Source organism: Streptomyces sp. NPDC051636, assembly GCF_044453765.1.
In the GTDB taxonomy this organism is placed as follows: Bacteria; Actinomycetota; Actinomycetes; order Streptomycetales; family Streptomycetaceae; genus Streptomyces.
This window is the reverse complement of the sequence record NZ_JBITDA010000013.1, coordinates 123,512-140,426: the sequence shown is the minus strand read 5'-3', so window position 1 is coordinate 140,426 and position 16,915 is coordinate 123,512. Positions and strand designations below refer to the sequence as shown.

Genomic DNA, 16,915 nt, shown 5'->3' with positions numbered 1-16,915 from the left:
GTCCGGAGGGCGGCTCAGCCGCGGTCGAGCTTGGCGACCTTGCGGGCGCTCAGGTCGACGATCAGCGACCTGGCGTCGATCCACGGGCCGTTCTTGACCTTCGGGAACAGCCGCACGCAGCGGTGTTCGCCGCACTTGTCGAGGACGGCGGGCCGGGCGCCCGGAGTGGCCCGGTAGACCGCGCCGTTGAGCAGCAGCTGGTCCGGGGAGGTGAGTTCCTTGCCGGTGGCGTCCTTGTAGTCCGCCTTGAGGCCCGCGCCCAGCGGGTCGGCGATCAGGAGCTTGGCCGCCTCGGCGTTCTCGGCGCGGCTCAGCGGCGGCTGGACGCCGTGCTGGGTGCCGGTCTGCTCGACCTTGCCGGTGTCCAGGTTGACCGTCTTGGTCACCAGCGTGTCGTTCTTGTAGTCGTAGAACGTCACGTCGGCCCGCCGCGGCGCGTTCGGGTCGTCCAGTTCGTCGGCCTCCGGGTCGGCGAGGTCGACGCTGAGGCGCTGCGGTCCGCGGCTTCCGTCGACGTCCTCGCCCGTGTTGAGCAGCTGCCGGTTCACGGCGATCTTCTCGACCCGCTGGATCTCGTCGCCGGTCAGCGGGTCGCGGCCCGTGCCCTTCCCACCCTCGGCCGGGGCCCGCTCGACCACGCCCGGCCGGGCGGCGCCCGTCCCCCGGCCCGACTGCTGGGCGGCCTGCGTGCCGTCGCCGCTCGAGCCTCCCGATTCGTTCGCCCCCGCCGTGCCCGGCAGGGTGATTCCGACCATCACGGCGGTCCCGGCCACCGCGATGGCCGTGCCGGCCACCACCTTGCCCAGATGGCGGCGCACTATCTCACGCACATCTTCCCCCTACTCCCCCTGGTCGACGGGAGTACGTTTCTGCCCCACTGGTTCGGCACACGGTGCTCGTACGAGCCCCCGCGTGCGCTGGTCGCCCGGTAAGAGGGGCGTAAGTCATAGGTGGTTCCATCACTTTCCGGGAGACTCGGGACCGAGGCACCCCCGGCCGCGCGGCACACCTGGGAGAGTCGTATCCATGCAGGTCTGGCCTGGAGAGGCGTATCCGCTCGGCGCCACGTACGACGGCGCCGGGACCAACTTCGCGGTCTTCACCGAAGCCGCGAACCGAGTAGAGCTGTGTCTGCTGCACGACGACGGCTCGGAGACGGCGGTGGAACTGCGGGAGAGCGACGCGTTCGTGCGGCACGCGTACGTGCCGGGCGTGATGCCGGGACAGCGGTACGGGTTCCGGGTGCACGGACCGTACGACCCCGCGCGCGGCCTGCGCTGCAACTCGGCGAAGCTGCTGCTCGACCCGTACGCGAAGGCGATCAGCGGTTCGATCGGGTGGGGCGAGGAGGTGTACGGCTACCACTTCGGCGCCCCCGACAGCCGCAACGACCTGGACTCGGCGCCGCACACCATGACGTCGGTGGTGATCAACCCCTACTTCGACTGGGGCGACGACCGGCGGCCGCGCACCGACTACCACCACACGGTGATCTACGAGGCCCATGTGAAGGGCCTGACCATGCGCCACCCGGGTCTGCCGGAGGAACTGCGCGGCACGTACGCGGCGCTCGCACACCCGGCCATCATCGAACACCTGACCGAGCTCGGGGTGACGGCCCTTGAGCTGATGCCCGTCCACCAGTTCGTGAACGACCACCGTCTGGTCGACATGGGCCTGAACAACTACTGGGGCTACAACACCATCGGCTTCTTCGCCCCGCACAACGCGTACGCCTCCTGGGGCGACCGCGGCCAGCAGGTCCTGGAGTTCAAGTCGGCGGTCCGCGCGCTGCACGAGGCCGGGATCGAGGTGATCCTCGACGTGGTCTACAACCACACCGCCGAGGGCAACCACCTGGGCCCGACGCTGTCCTTCCGGGGCATCGACAACCCCTCGTACTACCGGCTGGCGGACGACCCCCGCTACTACATGGACACCACGGGCACCGGGAACTCCCTGCTCATGCGGTCCCCGCACGTGCTGCAGCTGATCATGGACTCGCTGCGGTACTGGGTCACCGAGATGCACGTCGACGGCTTCCGCTTCGACCTCGCGGCGACCCTGGCCCGTCAGTTCCACGAGGTGGACCGGCTGTCGTCGTTCTTCGACCTGGTGCAGCAGGACCCCGTGGTCTCCCAGGTGAAGCTGATCGCCGAGCCGTGGGACGTGGGCGAGGGCGGCTACCAGGTGGGGAACTTCCCGCCGCTGTGGACGGAGTGGAACGGCAAGTACCGCGACACGGTACGGGACCTGTGGCGGGGCGAGCCGCGCGCGCTCGCGGAGTTCGCCTCCCGGCTGACCGGCTCCTCGGACCTCTACCAGGACGACGGGCGGCGCCCGCTGGCCTCCATCAACTTCGTGACCTGCCACGACGGGTTCACCCTGCACGACCTGGTCGCCTACAACGACAAGCACAACAGCGCCAACGGCGAGGACAACCGGGACGGCGAGAGCCACAACCGGTCCTGGAACTGCGGGGTGGAGGGCGAGACCGACGACCCCGAGGTGCTGGCGCTGCGCGCGCGGCAGATGCGGAACTTCATCGCGACGCTGATGCTGTCCCAGGGCGTGCCCATGATCAGCCACGGCGACGAGTTCGCGCGCACCCAGTGCGGCAACAACAACGCCTACTGCCAGGACAACGAGCTGTCCTGGGTTCAGTGGCCGGAATCCGAGAGCAGCTCCGGCGAGCTGCGGGACTTCACGCGCGCGCTGGTGTGGCTGCGCAAGGAGCACCCCGTCTTCCGCCGGCGGCGCTTCTTCCACGGGCGCCCGGTGGAGGGCACCCACGACGAGCTGTCCGACATCGCCTGGTTCACCCCGGACGGCCGGGAGATGACCCAGCGGGACTGGGACTCGGCGCAGGCCTCGGCGCTGACCGTGTTCCTCAACGGCAACGCGATCTCCGAGCCCGGCGCGCGCGGGGAGCGCATCACCGACGACTCCTTCCTGCTGATGTTCAACGCCTCGCCCGAGCCCCTGGACTTCGTCGTCCCGGTCAACCACGGGCGGCAGTGGCAGGTGGTGGTTCACACCGCCCGCGCGGACGGGGTGCCGCCGGACAGCGACGCCAAGATCCAGGCCGGGGACCGGATCACCCTGCCGGACCGCAGCATGGCGGTGCTGCAGCGGCCGGCCTAGAACCGTCACGCGCGCGTGGGCAGGTGCGGGGCCGGTGACACGAAAGGCGCCGGGTTGGGTACGTAGGTCTGCATGACATCTGAGCGACCCGACCCGGCGGTACCGACGGCCACCTACCGGCTTCAGCTGCAGCCCGAGTTCCCCTTCTCGGCCGCGGCGGCGGCCGTTCCGTACCTGGCGTCGCTCGGCGTCTCGCACCTGCACCTGTCCCCCGTGCTGGAGGCCGTCCCGGGCTCCGCGCACGGGTACGACGTGGTGGACCCCGCGCGCGTGCGCGAGGAGCTGGGCGGTGAGGAGGGGCTGCGGGCGCTGGCGCGGACCGCGCGCGAGAGCGGCCTCGGCCTGGTCGTGGACATCGTGCCGAACCACATGGCCATGGCCCCGCGCCACAACCGCGCCCTGTGGGAGGTCCTGCGTGAGGGCCCCAAGTCGCCGTACGCGCGCTGGTTCGACATCGACTGGGACGCGCAGGGCGGGCAGGTGCTACTGCCGGTGCTCGGGCGGCCGGTCGGCGAGGAACTGGGTCATCTGGTGGTCGACGGCGACGTCCTGCGCTACCACGACCACGCCTTCCCGCTCCGCGAGGGCACCGAGGACCTGCCGCTGCCGAGGCTGCTGGACGCGCAGTGGTACCGCCCGGTGTGGTGGCGGCTGGCCCGGACCGAGCTCAACTACCGGCGGTTCTTCAGCATCTCGGAGCTGATCGGGGTGCGGGTGGAGGACCCGGAGGTGTTCGAGGCCACACACGGCAAGATCCTCCAGCTGCTGCACGAGGGGGTGGTCGACGGGCTGCGCGTCGACCACCCGGACGGCCTCGCCGACCCCGACGGCTACCTCCGGCGGCTGCACGAGGCGACCGGCGGGCGCTGGACGGTCGTGGAGAAGATCCTGTCCGACGGGGAGCGCCTGCCGGCCTCCTGGCCGGTGGCCGGCACCACGGGGTACGACGCCCTGCGGCACGTCGACGGCCTGTTCACCGATCCGGTGGGGGCGGGTGAACTGCTCGGGCAGTACCGGCGGTTCGCGGCCCCGCAGACGGACCGGGGCGGCGACTGGGCGGCCACGGCGCGGCGGGCGGCGTACAAGGTGCTCACGCACGAGCTGGCCGCGGAGACGGACCGGCTGACCCGGGTGGCGAGCCACCTGTGCGCGGGCTCCGCGGACCCGGCGCTGCGCGACCGCGCTCCCTGGGCACTGCGCACCGCGCTGGAGGAGCTGCTGGTGCGGCTGCGGGTGTACCGGCCCTACGCCTCCACCGACGCGGCCGCCGTCGTCACCGAGGAGGCCGCAGCGGAGGCCCGGCGAGCCTTCGTCGTGCCCGAGGAGGGGGAGGTCGTCGACCTCGTGCGCGGGCTGCTGCTCGGGCCGGCCGGTGTGGATCCGGACCTCGCGGAGTTCCGCGCGCGGTTCGCGCAGACCGCGTCGGCGCTGCGCGCGAAGTCCGTGGAGGACACGGCGTTCTACCGTTACGTGCCGCTGCTGTCGGCGACCGAGGTGGGCGGCGAGCCGGGCAGTCCGGGCGTGTCCCCGGAGGACTTCCACGCGTACTGCGCGCGCGTGCAGCGCGACTGGCCGGTCACCGGGACCGTGGTCTCCACACACGACACCAAGCGCAGCGCCGACGTGCGCGCGGCGCTGGCCGTGCTCACCGAGTGCCCGCAGCGCTGGGCCGGCCTGCTCACGGAGGTCACCCCGCAGGGCGGCACGACCGTGCCGGACGGGCAGCTGGCCTGGGCGGCCTGGCAGACGGTGTTCGGGCTCGGCCCGGCGGAGCGGGAACGCGTCCAGCAGGCCCTGCTGAAGCATGTGCGGGAGGCCGGGCTGTACACCAGCTGGACGGAGCAGGAGCCGCCCTACGAGGATGCGGTGGCGGCGTTCGTCGCGGCCGGGCCGTGCGGGGCGCCCGGCGAGCGCGTGGCCGCCTTCCGCGGCTCCCTTCAGGCGCACATCCGGGCCAACGTCCTCGGGACGGCCCTGGTCCATCTGACGATGCCGGGGGTGCCGGACCTCTACCAGGGCACGGAGGGCGAGTACCGGGCGCTGGTGGACCCCGACAACCGGCGTCCGGTGCGGCTTCCTCCGGAGGGTCCCGGGGACAAGGACGCGGTGACGGCGGCGGCGCTGCGGTTGCGCGCGCGGCGGCCGGAGGTCTTCGGCGCCGGGGCGACGTACGCCCCCCTGCCCGCCGAAGGCACGGCCGCGGGGCACTGCGTGGCGTTCACGCGTTCGGGGGAGGTGGTGACCGCCGTGACACGGCTGTCGCTGCGGCTGGCGGAGGCAGGCGGCTGGGGAGACACGCGGCTGCCGCTGCCGCCGGGGCGGTGGGCCGACGTGCTGGCACCGGAGCGGGAGTTCGAGGGGTACGCGCGCGTGGCGGAGCTTTTCGAGCCGTTGCCGGTGGCGCTGCTGGAGCGGGTCGGGGAGGCGGGCGGGGCGGCCTGAGATCCTCCTTCGCTCGAACGGCGGGACCTACGCGGGTCCGGCGGCCGCCCGCAGCCGCAACGGCTCGACCGGTACCGCGGGCTTCCTGGAGGCGGCCCGTCGCGCGAGGCAGAGGGTGCCCGGGTCGGACGGGGCGGGTGTCCCCGGGAACGGCAACGCCTCGCGCAGGAGGCCTACGAAGGCCTCGGCCGCGCCGGTGGGCCGTACGCGCGCGTAGACGGTCAGGGTGCGCTTCCACGGCGGGTCGGGGGTGAGGACACGCAGTCCTCGCCGACGGCGCCGCGCACGATGTGGGAGGGCGCCGCGCACACCCCGACGCCGGCGGCGGCCATGCGGACGGCGGTGGAGGTGTGCTCGGTGTACACGGTGGTGCGCGGCCGGAAGCCGGCCTCGCCGCACGCCCAGTCCAGGAAGCGCTCACCGTCCACCACGGGCTCCATGGCGCAGCGCACCCAGGACCGGTCCGCCAGTTCCGGCAGCGTCACCGTCGTACGGCCCGCGAGACGGTCGTCGAAGGGCACCACGAGGACGATCTCCTCCTCGCCGACCGGCACGACGGTGCCGGGCCGGTCGTCGGCGGGCGCCGGTCCGACGGCGAGGTCGGCGGTGCCGCGCTCCACCGCCTCCTGGAGGGCTTCGGAGGTGGCGTACTCGTGGAGGTGCAGCAGGACGTGCGGGTGGGCGGCGCGCCAGCGGGCGAAGACGTCGGGGAGGACGCCCACCGCGACGGAGTGCAGGGCCGCGACGTGCAGTTCGCCGCCCTCCGCGCCGGCGGCGGCCCGGGCGGCCCGGCGGGCCTGGACGGCGCTGCGGACGGCGAGTTCGGCGTGCGGCAGGAAGGCGCGGCCCATCGGGGTGAGGCGCACGCCGCGCGGCAGGCGTTCCAGGAGCGCGCCGCCGACCGACCTCTCCAGGGCCTTGATCTGGTGCGAGAGCGCGGGCTGGGTCACGTGCAGGACCTCCGCCGCGCGCGTGAAGGACGCCTCTTCGACGACCGTGAGGAAGTACTCCATCTGACGCAGACTCATGCCATAAGCATGCTGCATGGATTCGAGAAGAACCTTGCCTTGGACGCATGGCAGGGGGCGGGCGGAGGGTGGAGGCCATGAACACAACGGACGTCATCGTCATCGGCGGCGGCACCGGCGGCTACAGCACCGCCCTGCGCGCCGCCTCCCTGGGTCTCGACGTGGTCCTCGTCGAACGCGACAAGGTCGGCGGCACCTGCCTGCACCGCGGCTGTATCCCGAGCAAGGCGATGCTGCACGCCGCAGAACTCGTGGACGGCATCGCCGAGGCCCGCGAGCGCTGGGGCGTGAAGGCCACGCTGGACGCCGTCGACTGGGCCGCGCTCGTCGCCACGCGGGACGACATCGTGGCGCGCAACCACCGGGGCGTCGAGTCCCATCTCGCGCACGCGGGCGTGCGGGTGGTGCGGGGCAGCGCGCGGCTCACCGGGGCGCGAAGCGTATCCGTGGACAGCGGATCCGCGCTCGGCGCGAGCGACTTCACCGCCCGCCGTGGAATCGTGCTCGCGACCGGCTCGCGTCCGCGCACGCTCCCGGGGCTCGAACCGGACGGCCGACGCGTGGTGACGAGCGACGACGCGCTGTTCGCCCCGGGACTCCCGGCGTCCGTGCTGGTGCTGGGCGGCGGTGCGATCGGCGTGGAGTACGCGTCCTTCCACCGCTCCATGGGCGCGGAGGTCACCCTGGTGGAGGCCGCCGAGCGGCTCGTGCCGCTCGAGGACGCCGACGTCAGCCGCCACCTGACACGGGGCCTGAAGAAGCGCGGCATCGACGTCCAGGCGGGGGCGCGGCTGCTGGACGCCGAGCTGCTGCCGGACGGCGTACGCGCGCGCGTGCGCACCGCCCGCGGCGAGACCCGCACCGTGACGGCGGAACGGCTCCTGGTGGCCGTCGGCCGCGTCCCGGTCACCGACGGCCTCGGCCTGGCCGCCGCGGGCCTGGCGCCGGACGAGCGGGGATTCGTCGCGCCGGCCGACTGGCGGCGGCTGGAGACGGCCGTACCGGGCGTGCACGTGGTCGGCGACCTGTTGCCGCCGCCGTCCCTGGGACTGGCCCACGCGTCGTTCGCGGAGGGCCTGCTGGTGGCCGAGACGCTGGCGGGGCTGGAGTCGGTGCCCGTCGACTACGCGGCGGTGCCCCGGGTCACGTACTCGTCCCCGCAGACCGCGTCCGTGGGCCTGGGCGAGGCGCAGGCACGCGCGCGTGGGCACGAGGTGGAGGCCAACACGATGCCGCTGACCGCCGTCGCCAAGGGCATGGTGCACGGGCAGGGCGGGATGGTGAAGGTCGTCGCCGAGCCCGGCGGCGGACAGGTGCTCGGCGTGCACCTGGTGGGCCCGCACGTGTCCGAGATGATCGCCGAGAGCCAGCTGATCGTCGGCTGGGACGCCCAGCCGTCCGACGTGGCCCGGCACGTCCATCCGCATCCGACGCTGTCGGAGGCGGTCGGCGAGGCCTTCCTGACCCTCGCCGGACGCGGCCTGCACCAGCAGTGAGTGCGAAAGCCGTGGCGGCGTGGGGTGAATGCACCCGGGCGCCCCCTGGATCCGCCCCGCGATTTCTTGACAGTTCACCTATGCCGTGCGGCACTGGGAGGGCGAAGCCGGGCGGACAAGTCGGGGGTGAGTCCTGTGCCGGAGCTGCGGTATCCCAGCGTTGGCGAACTGGTCTCCTCCGCCCGCGCGTTGGCCGCCCGTGAGCCCGGGGTCTGCGCCCTGCGCCAAGTGGGCGTCTCCCGGGCGGGCAGACCGCTGCACCTGCTGTCCGTGGGGCACCGGCGGCGGGCCGTCCTGGTGGTCGCCGGCGCCCACGCGAACGAACCCACCGGCGGCTCCACGCTTCTCGACCTCGCCCAACGGGTGGTGTATCAGCGGGAGTTACGAGCCGACACCTCCTGGCACTTCCTGCTGTGCGCGGACCCGGACGGGGCGAGCCTGCATGTCACCCCGGCGCCGCGCAGCCTGCTCGACTACCACCTCGGCTTCTACCGTCCCGCGCAGCCGGAGCAGCCGGAGTGGTCGCCGTCGGTCCTGCCGCCCGACCGGTTGCCGCCCGAGACGCGGGCCCTGACCGGGGTGATCGACGAACTGCGGCCCTACCTCCAGGTGACCCTGCACGGCACCGACCTGGGCGGCAGCTGGGTGCAGCTGACCAGAGACGTGCCGGGGCTCGCCGAGCCGTTCGCCAAGTCCGCGGCGGAACTGCACATCCCGGTGGAGACGGGCGCCTCGGACGCGGCGGGCTGGCCCGCGTCGGGCCCCGGCGTGCACGTGATGCCCGGCCCCGACTCCGGCGCCGCCTACCCGAGCATGCCGGACGACGCCCGGCACAGCACCTGGTACCGCGTCCACCGCTACGGCGGTCTGACGGCGGTGGTGGAGGTGCCGATGTGGGCCAGCGACCTGGTGGACGACCCCGCGCCGCATCCCGCCCCGGCGGCGGCGCTGCGGCGGCTGGCGCGCCGGCTGCTGCGGGACGCGCTGGAGGTGGAACGGGTGCTCGCCGAGGCCCTGCCCCGGCTGGACGACACCGACGTGCCCCTGCTGCGGGCCGCCCGGTGGGCGCTGGAGGTGGTGCCGGGCCTGGCGGCGGACTGGGCCGGCACGCCGCCCGCCGACACCACGATGGCGTACGTGGGCAGCGTGGACGCCTTCGGCCGCCGGCTGCCGCTGCGGGCGGCGTCGATGCTGCTGCGGGTCCTGCAGGAGGCGGACGACCGGGCGGCGCCCCGGCTAAAACAGCTCGTCGCCGCCTGGTGCGACGCCTTCGCGGAGCGCTTCCGTGCCCGCTGGGTGCCCCTGGAACACCAGGTCGAGCACCAGTCCCGTACGGTGCTCGCGGCGGCGCTGCACGCGCGCGAACGGGCGGCGTGAGACCTGGACCGGCCGCACGCCGCCCCTGCTGTGCCCGGCGCTCAGCCGTCCAGCGCGAACACCGCCCCGGTCCGCGCCCCCATTGCGCAGGCGTTCGAGAACGTCTCCCGGTACGCGACGAGGCGGCCGTGCCACTCCCCGCGCGCGTGGACGGTCACCGGGGCATAGATCATCGGGCAGAACACGTCCTTGGTCTGCGGGATGGCGCCGATGTCGCCGCCCGCCGCCGTCAGTTCGGCGCAGGCCTCGGCGGCGCGCGCGTGTCCCCGCGGCGGGCCGCACCGCAGCAGGGTGCCGCGCGTCTCGGCGTAGCGGGCGTCGCCGCGGGTGACGGTGAGGTAGAGCCAGTCGCCGCGGTGGGTGTCACCGGGCGCGGTCCGGGCGGCGGCGGATGCCGGGCTCGCGGCGAGGAGGGCGACGGCCGCCAGCAGGGCGCCCCGTACCGCTGTCGCTTGGGTGGTGTGCGTCATTCCCGGTGCATCGGCACGGCGGCCTGCGTACCCCAGCCCGACTCACCCGAACGGGAGCGCACACGCGCGTACCGCTGCGCCAGTTCGAAGGCGCTCAGTACGACGCGTGTCTGGTACTCGGCCTGGCGTCCGACCGGGATCCAGCGGGCCGAGTGGCTGTCGCGGTAGTCCGCGCACCAGGCGTCGAGGAGCCGGTCCAGGTCCGGCAGCGCGCCGGCCGGGTCGTGGCCGGTGCCGCGCACCACCCGGTGCAGCAGCCCGGCCGTCCTCAGCGCCAGGCGCCGTCCGGCGATGTGCAGGGCCGCCAGATGGGCGGTGCTGAGCGCGGGCAGCCGGCATGTTCCGCCGCCGCCGGTGTCGGGGTCCCAGGCGTCGGCGAGGCCGGGACAGACCAGCAGGTAGTCGTCGACCGGGGCGAGCAGGCGCACCGCGTCCGGGGCGGCGGCCAGATGGGGCCGGACGCGGGCCAGGACGCCGTCCAGGAGCCGCATGTCGTGGCGCAGGGTGCGGCTGATGGCACGGAGCGCCGCGTCGCGGTCCGCGGGCGGGGAGGGGTCCTCCACGGCGGTCACGCCCCACATGGGGGCCTCGACGACCGCGGTCACCGTGCCGTAGCGGTACGGGTGGAACCAGGTCGACTCGACGGCCGCCTCGGTGATGGCCGCGGCCAGGCCGCCCCGGCGCGGCGGCGGGATCCGGTAGACGGCGGGTCCGACGCACGGCCAGTACAGGGTGTCGTACGCGCCGAGTTCGCGCGGGATGCCCAGGCGGGCGGCGGTGTGGGCGACGCGCGGGGCGAGGCCGGGCAGGTCGCGGGTCAGCTCGACGAAACCGCCGCCGACGTCGACGCCGTGCAGCGAGCACTGCAGGAAGGGCCGCAGCTCGTCCTGGAGGTCGAGCAGGGCGCGGGTCTCCGGCAGCGCGACGGCGTCGGCGCCGTCGGGCAGCCATTCGGGCTGCTCGAGGAAGCCGGGCCGGAAGAAGTTCCGGAAGTAGTGCTCCAGGGTGTACGGCCCGGCCAGCCAGCCCTCGTTGCGGCGGGAGCCGTCCGGGTCGAGGCACAGCAGCAGGTTCCAGGTGGCGTCGGCGCCCTCGGTCAGCCGCGGGTCGGCGAGGGCGCGTTCGGCCAGGCGAAGGACGGTGGCGCCGCCGACCGGCTCGTTGGCGTGCGGCCCGGCGACGACCAGGACGTGGCGGCTGCCGTGGCCGACGGAGAGCAGCCACAGCGGCGTGCCCGCGCGGGAGGTCCCTACGCGGCGCAGCCGGACGGCCCCGGGGTGCCGGGCGACGAGCGCCGCCGCGCGGGCGCCCAGCTCGTCCACGGACGGGTAACGCAGGAGTGGCGGCAGGGGAGCACACCTCCACTGTGCGGTGCCGTCGGTTCACATCTTGTGCATGATGTACACACAGTCAGTCACGACTTCGGGGGTACGTCAACACCGCGGAGACCCACCGGGTTTCGGCCACCGGCGAGCCGCGGTGCCGGGGCGGGTCTCACTGGGCGGCGAGGCGGAAGGCCATCCGCCCGAAGGCGATCTGGTCCCCCTCGCGGACGACGGCGGCGCCGATCACCCGCCGTCCGTTGACGGTCGTGCCGTTGGTGGAGCCGAGGTCCCTGAGGACCCACATGCCGCTCTGGCGGCGGAGTTCGGCGTGCACCCGGGAGACGGTCTCGTGATTGAGCCGCAGCCCGCTGGCGGGATCGCGGCCTATGCGCAGCGGATGGTCGTTGCCGGGGTGCGGCAGCAGCAGCTTGGGCAACCGCTCGGCCTGCCAGGCCCGGCGCAGCCGTAGCGTGAAGCCGGAGACCGCCTCGACACTGCCGAACAGCACGCGCGCGAAGCGGTTCTCCTGGGGCAGGTCGGCGGTGAGGGCGGCGAGTTCGTCGGACCGGCGGGCGGCGAGCGCCAGTTCCATGCGGCGCACGAACGTGTCGTGCGACAGCCGGCCCATGGCGACGCCGTCGCGGAGCACCCGCAGCGCCTTGTCGCGCTCCGCGTCGGACAGCCGCGCGGGGTACGTGGAGAACTCGAAGGACGACGTCACGCAGGTGATTGTCGGTCAGTGGACTCCGGGTGTCCAGAAGACGGGGAAACGGCCGCCACGCGCGCGTCCTTCCGGCGACACCTGCCGGGAAAGGGAGGATTCGAGGGCGGATTGATCGCGTTTGCAGCACGATGGACGGGCTACATCACGGTGAACAGACGAAGGGGAACCGTCCGTGCAGTTCGAGGTGTGGGCACCGCAGGCAGACCGTGTGACGCTCCAGTGCGACGGCGCCACGCGCGCGTTGGAGCGCGATCCGGAGCGGGCCGGGTGGTGGACCGGTGAGGCGAAGGCGGGCGACGGCTCGCGGTACGGGTTCGCGGTGGACGACGGTCCCGTGCTGCCCGACCCGCGCTCGCGCCGGCAGCCGGACGGCCCGGACGGCCTGAGCGCGGTCGTCGACCACGGGCGGTACGCGTGGCGTGCCGGGGCGTGGCCGGGGCGCGGGCTGCCAGGTGCGGTGCTGTACGAGCTGCACGTGGGCACGTACACCCGTGAGGGCACCCTGGACGCGGCGGCCGGGCGGCTGGAGCACCTGGTGGAACTGGGCGTCACCCACGTGGAGTTGATGCCGCTGTGCCCCTTCCCGGGACGGCACGGGTGGGGATACGAGGGTGTCTCGCTGTGGGCGGTGCACGAGCCGTACGGCGGGCCCGAGGCGCTGAAACGGTTTGTCGACCGGGCGCACGAACGCGGCCTCGGCGTGGTCCTCGACGTCGTGCACAACCACCTGGGCCCGTCCGGCAACTACCTGCCCGCGTTCGGCCCGTACTTCACGGAGACCCACCACACGCCCTGGGGCTCGGCGGTCAACCTGGACGCGCCCGGGTCGGACGAGGTGCGCGCGTACTTCGTCGGCAGCGCGCTGGCGTGGCTGCGGGACTACCGGATCGACGGGCTGCGGCTGGACGCGGTGCACGCGCTGCGGGACACGCGCGCGTGCCATTTCCTGGAAGAGCTGTCGACGGCCGTGGACGAACTGGCCGCCGAGCTGGGCCGGCCGCTGTTCCTGATCGGCGAGTCCGACCTCAACGACCCTCGCGTGATCACGCCGCGCGCGGAGAACGGCCTCGGCCTGCACGCGCAGTGGAACGACGACTTCCACCACGCCCTGCACACCGCGCTGACCGGCGAGTCCCAGGGCTACTACGGCGACTTCGCGCGCGCCCCCCTCGCCGCCCTCGCCAAGACGCTCACCGGCGGCTACTTCCACGACGGCACCTACTCCAGCTTCCGGGGCCGGCACCACGGCCGCCCGCTGAACCGCGCGCGCGTCGCGGGGCACCGGCTGCTCGGCTACAGCCAGACCCACGACCAGGTCGGCAACCGCGCCCAGGGCGACCGTCTCGCGGCCGCCCTCTCCCCCGGCCTGCTGGCCTGCGCCGCCACGCTCGTGCTGACCGCGCCGTTCACGCCGATGCTGTTCATGGGCGAGGAGTGGGCGGCCGGCACGCCCTGGCAGTTCTTCACCGACCACACCGATCCGGAGCTGGCGGAGGCGGTACGGCGGGGCAGGCGGCGGGAGTTCGCGGCGCACGGCTGGGCCGAGGAGGACGTGCCGGACCCGCAGGACCCATCGACCCGGGACCGCTCGTGCCTGGACTGGTCGGAGCCGGAGCGGGAGCCCCACGCGCGCGTGCTGGCCTGGTACCGCAGGCTCGTCGCCCTGCGCCACGAGCAGCCGGACCTCACCGACCCCGACCTCGCGGACACCAAGGTGGCCTACGACGGCGAGGCCCGCTGGCTCGCCTTCCGGCGCGGGGACGTCCGGGTGGCCGTCAACCTGGGCAAGGAGGTGGCGGCGATCCCGCTCGGCACCCGCCGGGCCGAGGTCCTGGCCGCGTGGGACCCGGTGGAGACGCCGGGGGCGGACGGGCTGCTGCAGGTGCCCGGGGAGTCGTGCGTGGTGCTGGCGCAGGAGTGACCCGGGGCGCTCGGGCAGTGCCTTCACACCTGCGGTGAGTTCTCCTACGGCTCGCCGTCCGCCTCGTCCTCCCGGAACTCCGTCACCCGTTCCAGCAGGATCGCCTCCCAGGCGCGCCGCAGCTGGGTCCGCAGGAGCGGGAGGGGGGTGGTGTCGCGGCCCGCTAGGCGGCCGGTGAGGCGGATGACGGTGTCGCAGCGGGCGATCCACAGCCCGCGCAGGCAGGGGCGGGCGCCGTACCCGGCGAGGGTGGCGGCGCGGACGGCCGCGGGCGAGCCGACGGCGACGGCGAGGCCGGCGATGTCCTCGGCGGGGTCGCCGACGACCGCGCCGGTCCAGTCGAGGATGCCGCGGACCCGCCCGTCGGCGCTGACCACGAGGTGCTCGCCCCTGAGGTCGTGGTGGACCAGGACGGCCGTACCGGGCTGGGCGGCGAGCTGGGCCGCGCCGGGCGGGGTCAGCTGGGTCATCCGGGCGGGGTCGAACTCGTCCGCGGCGCCGAGGCGTTCGGCCGCATGTACGGCCATCCGGCGCAGCGCCTCCAGGGAGCGCGGGGCGGTGCGCGGGACTCCGAGCGTCTCGGCCTGCCGTACGGGCACCTCGCGCATCCCGGTCAGCAGCCCGGCCAGGTCGGCCTCGCCGACGGCGGAGACGTCGTGCTCCTCCCCCGTGCCGCCGGGCACCTTCGTGTCGAGCGTGTAGGTGAGGCCGGGCGCCCACTCTCCGTGCGCCACGCTGGTGGGGACGGCGACGGGCAGGTGCGGGCGTACGAGGTCGCGCAGGCGCAGCTCGCGGCGCTGGCGGGCGGCGGCGTCGCGGTCGGGGGCGAGGCGGAGCACGTAGCGGGTGCCGACCCACCAGGTGGAGTGCTCGCCGCCCTCCGCGACGGGCCGTACGTCGGGTCCGTGGGTGCCCTCCGCGCTCTCCTTGAGCAGCGAACGGACCAGTCGGCGGACGGTGTCCGCGGTGGGTGTCGGTGCCTGGGTCATGGTCGCGCCGTTGTCGTCCGGAGGTTCGTCAGTGGGTACCCGTTTGCCCTCTCAGTCCACCATGACCATCTCGCGGGTGGTGTTGTTCAGGCGGCGTCCGCCGTTCTCGGTGACCGTGACGATGTCCTCGATGCGCACCCCGAAGCGGCCGGGCAGGTAGATGCCGGGTTCGACGGAGAAGCACATGCCGGGCACAAGGGGCTGTTCCTCGCCCTCGATCATGTACGGCGGCTCGTGCGTGGTGACGCCGATGCCGTGGCCGGTGCGGTGGATGAAGTACTCGCCGTAGCCCGCGTCGGTGATCACCGCGCGGGCGGCCCGGTCGACCTCCTGGCAGGCGACGCCGGGCCGTACCGCGCGGAAGCCGGCCTCCTGGGCGGCGCGCACGACGTCGTGCACCCTGCGCTCCTCCTCGGTCGGCTCGCCGACGTGGACGGTGCGGGTGGTGTCGGAGCCGTAGCCGTCCTTCAGGCCGCCGAAGTCGAGGACGACCATGTCGCCGCGCCGGATGACGCGGTCGCCGACCTCGTGGTGCGGGTTGGCGCCGTTCGGGCCCGAGCCGACGATGGTGAAGTCGACCTGGGAGTGTCCGAACCGCCGCAGCAGGCCGGCGAGGTCGTGGCCGACGTCGGACTCCCGGCGGCCGGCGAAGGGCACCTTCCGGATCTCCTCGAACGTCGCGTCGGCGGCCGCTCCGGCCGCCGCCAGCAGCTCCAGCTCGGCCGCGTCCTTCACGGCGCGCAGCATGGGCAGGGCGTCGTTGAGGGGGGCGTAGGAGGTACCGGGCAGCGTCTTCTGCAGGCCGAGGAGGTGCATGGCCCAGGCGTTGTCGCTGATGCCGAAGCGGCCGTCGTGGGAGAGGAGGGCGGCGGTGACGGCGTAGGGGTCCTTGCCGTCGGTCCAGTCCCGCAGGGCCAGGGCGGCGGCGCCGGGCGCCTTCTCGGCATCCGGGGCCTCCAGCGTGGGCACGACGAGCACGGGGTCCTGGCCGGGGGCGAGGACCAGCACGGTGAGCCGTTCGGTGACCGCGGTGGGCGCGTAGCCGGTGAGCCAGACCAGGTCCGGGCCCGGCGCCACGAGCAGCCCGGCGAGACCGGCGTCGGCGGCGGCGTGAGCGGCGCGCTCCATGCGGGCCCTGTAGTCGTCGGCGGTGAAGGGCACGGGCGTACGACCGGTCATCCGGGCCTCCGTGAACGCGGGAAGGTGCTGGGCGAGGGCTACGGCAGCATCCTGCCCGGACACGGAGGGCGGCGCGAGCCGGTTACGGAGTCCTGCGCCCCGGTACGGGCCCGGCCGGGGGCCGTGCTCACGTGACGAGTCCCGGGACGGCGGTCAGCTGCTGGTAGCCGCCGCTGCGGTGGCGCACCGTGAGGGTGATCCGGGCTCCGGGGCGGGCGTGGGAGACGGCCCGGGCGAGGTCGGCGGCGGTGTCGACGCGGGTCCGGTCGACCTGGAGGAGTACGTCGCCGCGGACCAGGCCCGCCGTGTAGCCCGGGCCGGGTACGTGGACGCCGACGACCAGCGCGCCCGCCTTCTCGGCGTCCATGACCTCCAGGCCGAGGGTCGCGGCGGGCGGCGCCTGAGCGGGGTTGTGGGCGGCGAAGGGCGTGGCCGGCACGGAGGGGCCGGTCGGTGCCTGGTGGCGCAGTTCGGCGAGCCTGCTCATGCCGATCACGGTGGCGCCGACCGTGCCGAGCCCGATGCCGGACAGCACCAGGACCGTACCGACGGACAGGCCGAACAGCACGGTCCGCAGCCGTCGGCCGCGGCGGCGCGCCGCGTGCGGGCGCCGCGTGGGCCCGCCGGGACCGTCGCCCCGGCGCTGCTGACCGGGCATCGGCTTGGGGCGCAACGCAGTCTGTTCCATGGATCGCCTCCGGCTGGTGCTCTACCAGGCGCACTACCCGGCGCACCGGGGTACGACGAGCCACGAACGAGTGAGACTGAACCCGGGTCAGCAACGGGAAAGTACAGGGGTCGCGGCCCCGGACGAGCGGGA

12 protein-coding genes and 1 pseudogene are annotated in these 16,915 nt (G+C 74.0%); 5 read left to right on the top strand and 8 right to left on the bottom strand.

Going from position 1 to position 16,915, the window contains the following annotated elements; translation table 11 throughout:
- Positions 1-14: 14 nt before the first annotated feature.
- Positions 15-830, bottom strand: coding sequence for a Tat pathway signal sequence domain protein (locus tag ACIBBH_RS23205; protein ID WP_399407482.1), 816 nt, complete (start codon positions 828-830; stop codon positions 15-17).
- 196 nt (positions 831-1,026) lie between these two features.
- Here ACIBBH_RS23205 and glgX point away from each other — a divergent pair, with 196 nt between their 5' ends.
- Positions 1,027-3,144 (top strand): glycogen debranching protein GlgX, encoded by a 2,118-nt coding sequence (gene glgX / locus ACIBBH_RS23200; RefSeq protein WP_399407480.1) that lies wholly within the window; start codon positions 1,027-1,029, stop codon positions 3,142-3,144.
- Between the two features lie 72 nt (positions 3,145-3,216).
- On the top strand, positions 3,217-5,586 hold the full coding sequence (gene treY / locus ACIBBH_RS23195; RefSeq protein WP_399407478.1) for a malto-oligosyltrehalose synthase: 2,370 nt from the start codon (positions 3,217-3,219) through the stop codon (positions 5,584-5,586).
- Between the two features lie 27 nt (positions 5,587-5,613).
- Here treY and ACIBBH_RS23190 read toward each other — a convergent pair.
- A pseudogene (locus ACIBBH_RS23190) lies at positions 5,614-6,614 on the bottom strand (LysR substrate-binding domain-containing protein).
- A gap of 77 nt (positions 6,615-6,691) precedes the next feature.
- Here ACIBBH_RS23190 and lpdA point away from each other — a divergent pair.
- Both lpdA and ACIBBH_RS23180 read left to right on the top strand, forming a co-directional pair.
- Entirely contained in the window at positions 6,692-8,110 is a 1,419-nt protein-coding gene (gene lpdA, locus ACIBBH_RS23185) for a dihydrolipoyl dehydrogenase (RefSeq protein ID WP_399407476.1), read from the top strand.
- A gap of 126 nt (positions 8,111-8,236) precedes the next feature.
- Positions 8,237-9,487 (top strand): M14 family zinc carboxypeptidase, encoded by a 1,251-nt coding sequence (locus ACIBBH_RS23180; protein ID WP_399407474.1) that lies wholly within the window; start codon positions 8,237-8,239, stop codon positions 9,485-9,487.
- A 41-nt stretch (positions 9,488-9,528) separates the two neighbouring features.
- Here the strand turns inward: ACIBBH_RS23180 and ACIBBH_RS23175 are convergent, their stop codons facing one another.
- The 3 genes from ACIBBH_RS23175 to ACIBBH_RS23165 form a co-directional block, all read right to left on the bottom strand.
- The gene (locus ACIBBH_RS23175) at positions 9,529-9,957 is read right to left on the bottom strand and encodes an SSI family serine proteinase inhibitor (protein WP_399407472.1); all 429 of its coding nucleotides are present in this window, start codon (positions 9,955-9,957) and stop codon (positions 9,529-9,531) included.
- Positions 9,954-11,279: a M14 family zinc carboxypeptidase gene (locus ACIBBH_RS23170; RefSeq protein WP_399407470.1), complete on the bottom strand. Its 1,326-nt coding sequence runs from the start codon at positions 11,277-11,279 to the stop codon at positions 9,954-9,956. The genes ACIBBH_RS23175 and ACIBBH_RS23170 overlap by 4 nt, the downstream gene beginning before the upstream one ends.
- A 172-nt stretch (positions 11,280-11,451) precedes the next feature.
- Complete coding sequence (locus tag ACIBBH_RS23165; RefSeq protein ID WP_399407468.1) at positions 11,452-12,003, bottom strand: FHA domain-containing protein; 552 nt, start codon at positions 12,001-12,003, stop codon at positions 11,452-11,454.
- 175 nt (positions 12,004-12,178) lie between these two features.
- Between ACIBBH_RS23165 and treZ the strand changes: the two genes are divergently transcribed.
- On the top strand, positions 12,179-13,927 hold the full coding sequence (treZ, locus tag ACIBBH_RS23160; protein WP_399407466.1) for a malto-oligosyltrehalose trehalohydrolase: 1,749 nt from the start codon (positions 12,179-12,181) through the stop codon (positions 13,925-13,927).
- A gap of 44 nt (positions 13,928-13,971) precedes the next feature.
- On the opposite strand, the gene ACIBBH_RS23155 is transcribed toward treZ, so the two are convergent.
- The 3 genes from ACIBBH_RS23155 to ACIBBH_RS23145 all read right to left on the bottom strand — a co-directional run bounded on the left by ACIBBH_RS23155 (position 13,972) and on the right by ACIBBH_RS23145 (position 16,783).
- Positions 13,972-14,916: an aminoglycoside phosphotransferase family protein gene (locus tag ACIBBH_RS23155; protein ID WP_399407464.1), complete on the bottom strand. Its 945-nt coding sequence runs from the start codon at positions 14,914-14,916 to the stop codon at positions 13,972-13,974.
- Between the two features lie 51 nt (positions 14,917-14,967).
- Complete coding sequence (locus tag ACIBBH_RS23150; protein WP_399407462.1) at positions 14,968-16,095, bottom strand: M24 family metallopeptidase; 1,128 nt, start codon at positions 16,093-16,095, stop codon at positions 14,968-14,970.
- Between the two features lie 127 nt (positions 16,096-16,222).
- Positions 16,223-16,783, bottom strand: coding sequence for a PDZ domain-containing protein (locus tag ACIBBH_RS23145; RefSeq protein ID WP_399407460.1), 561 nt, complete (start codon positions 16,781-16,783; stop codon positions 16,223-16,225).
- Between the last annotated feature and the right edge of the window lie 132 nt (positions 16,784-16,915).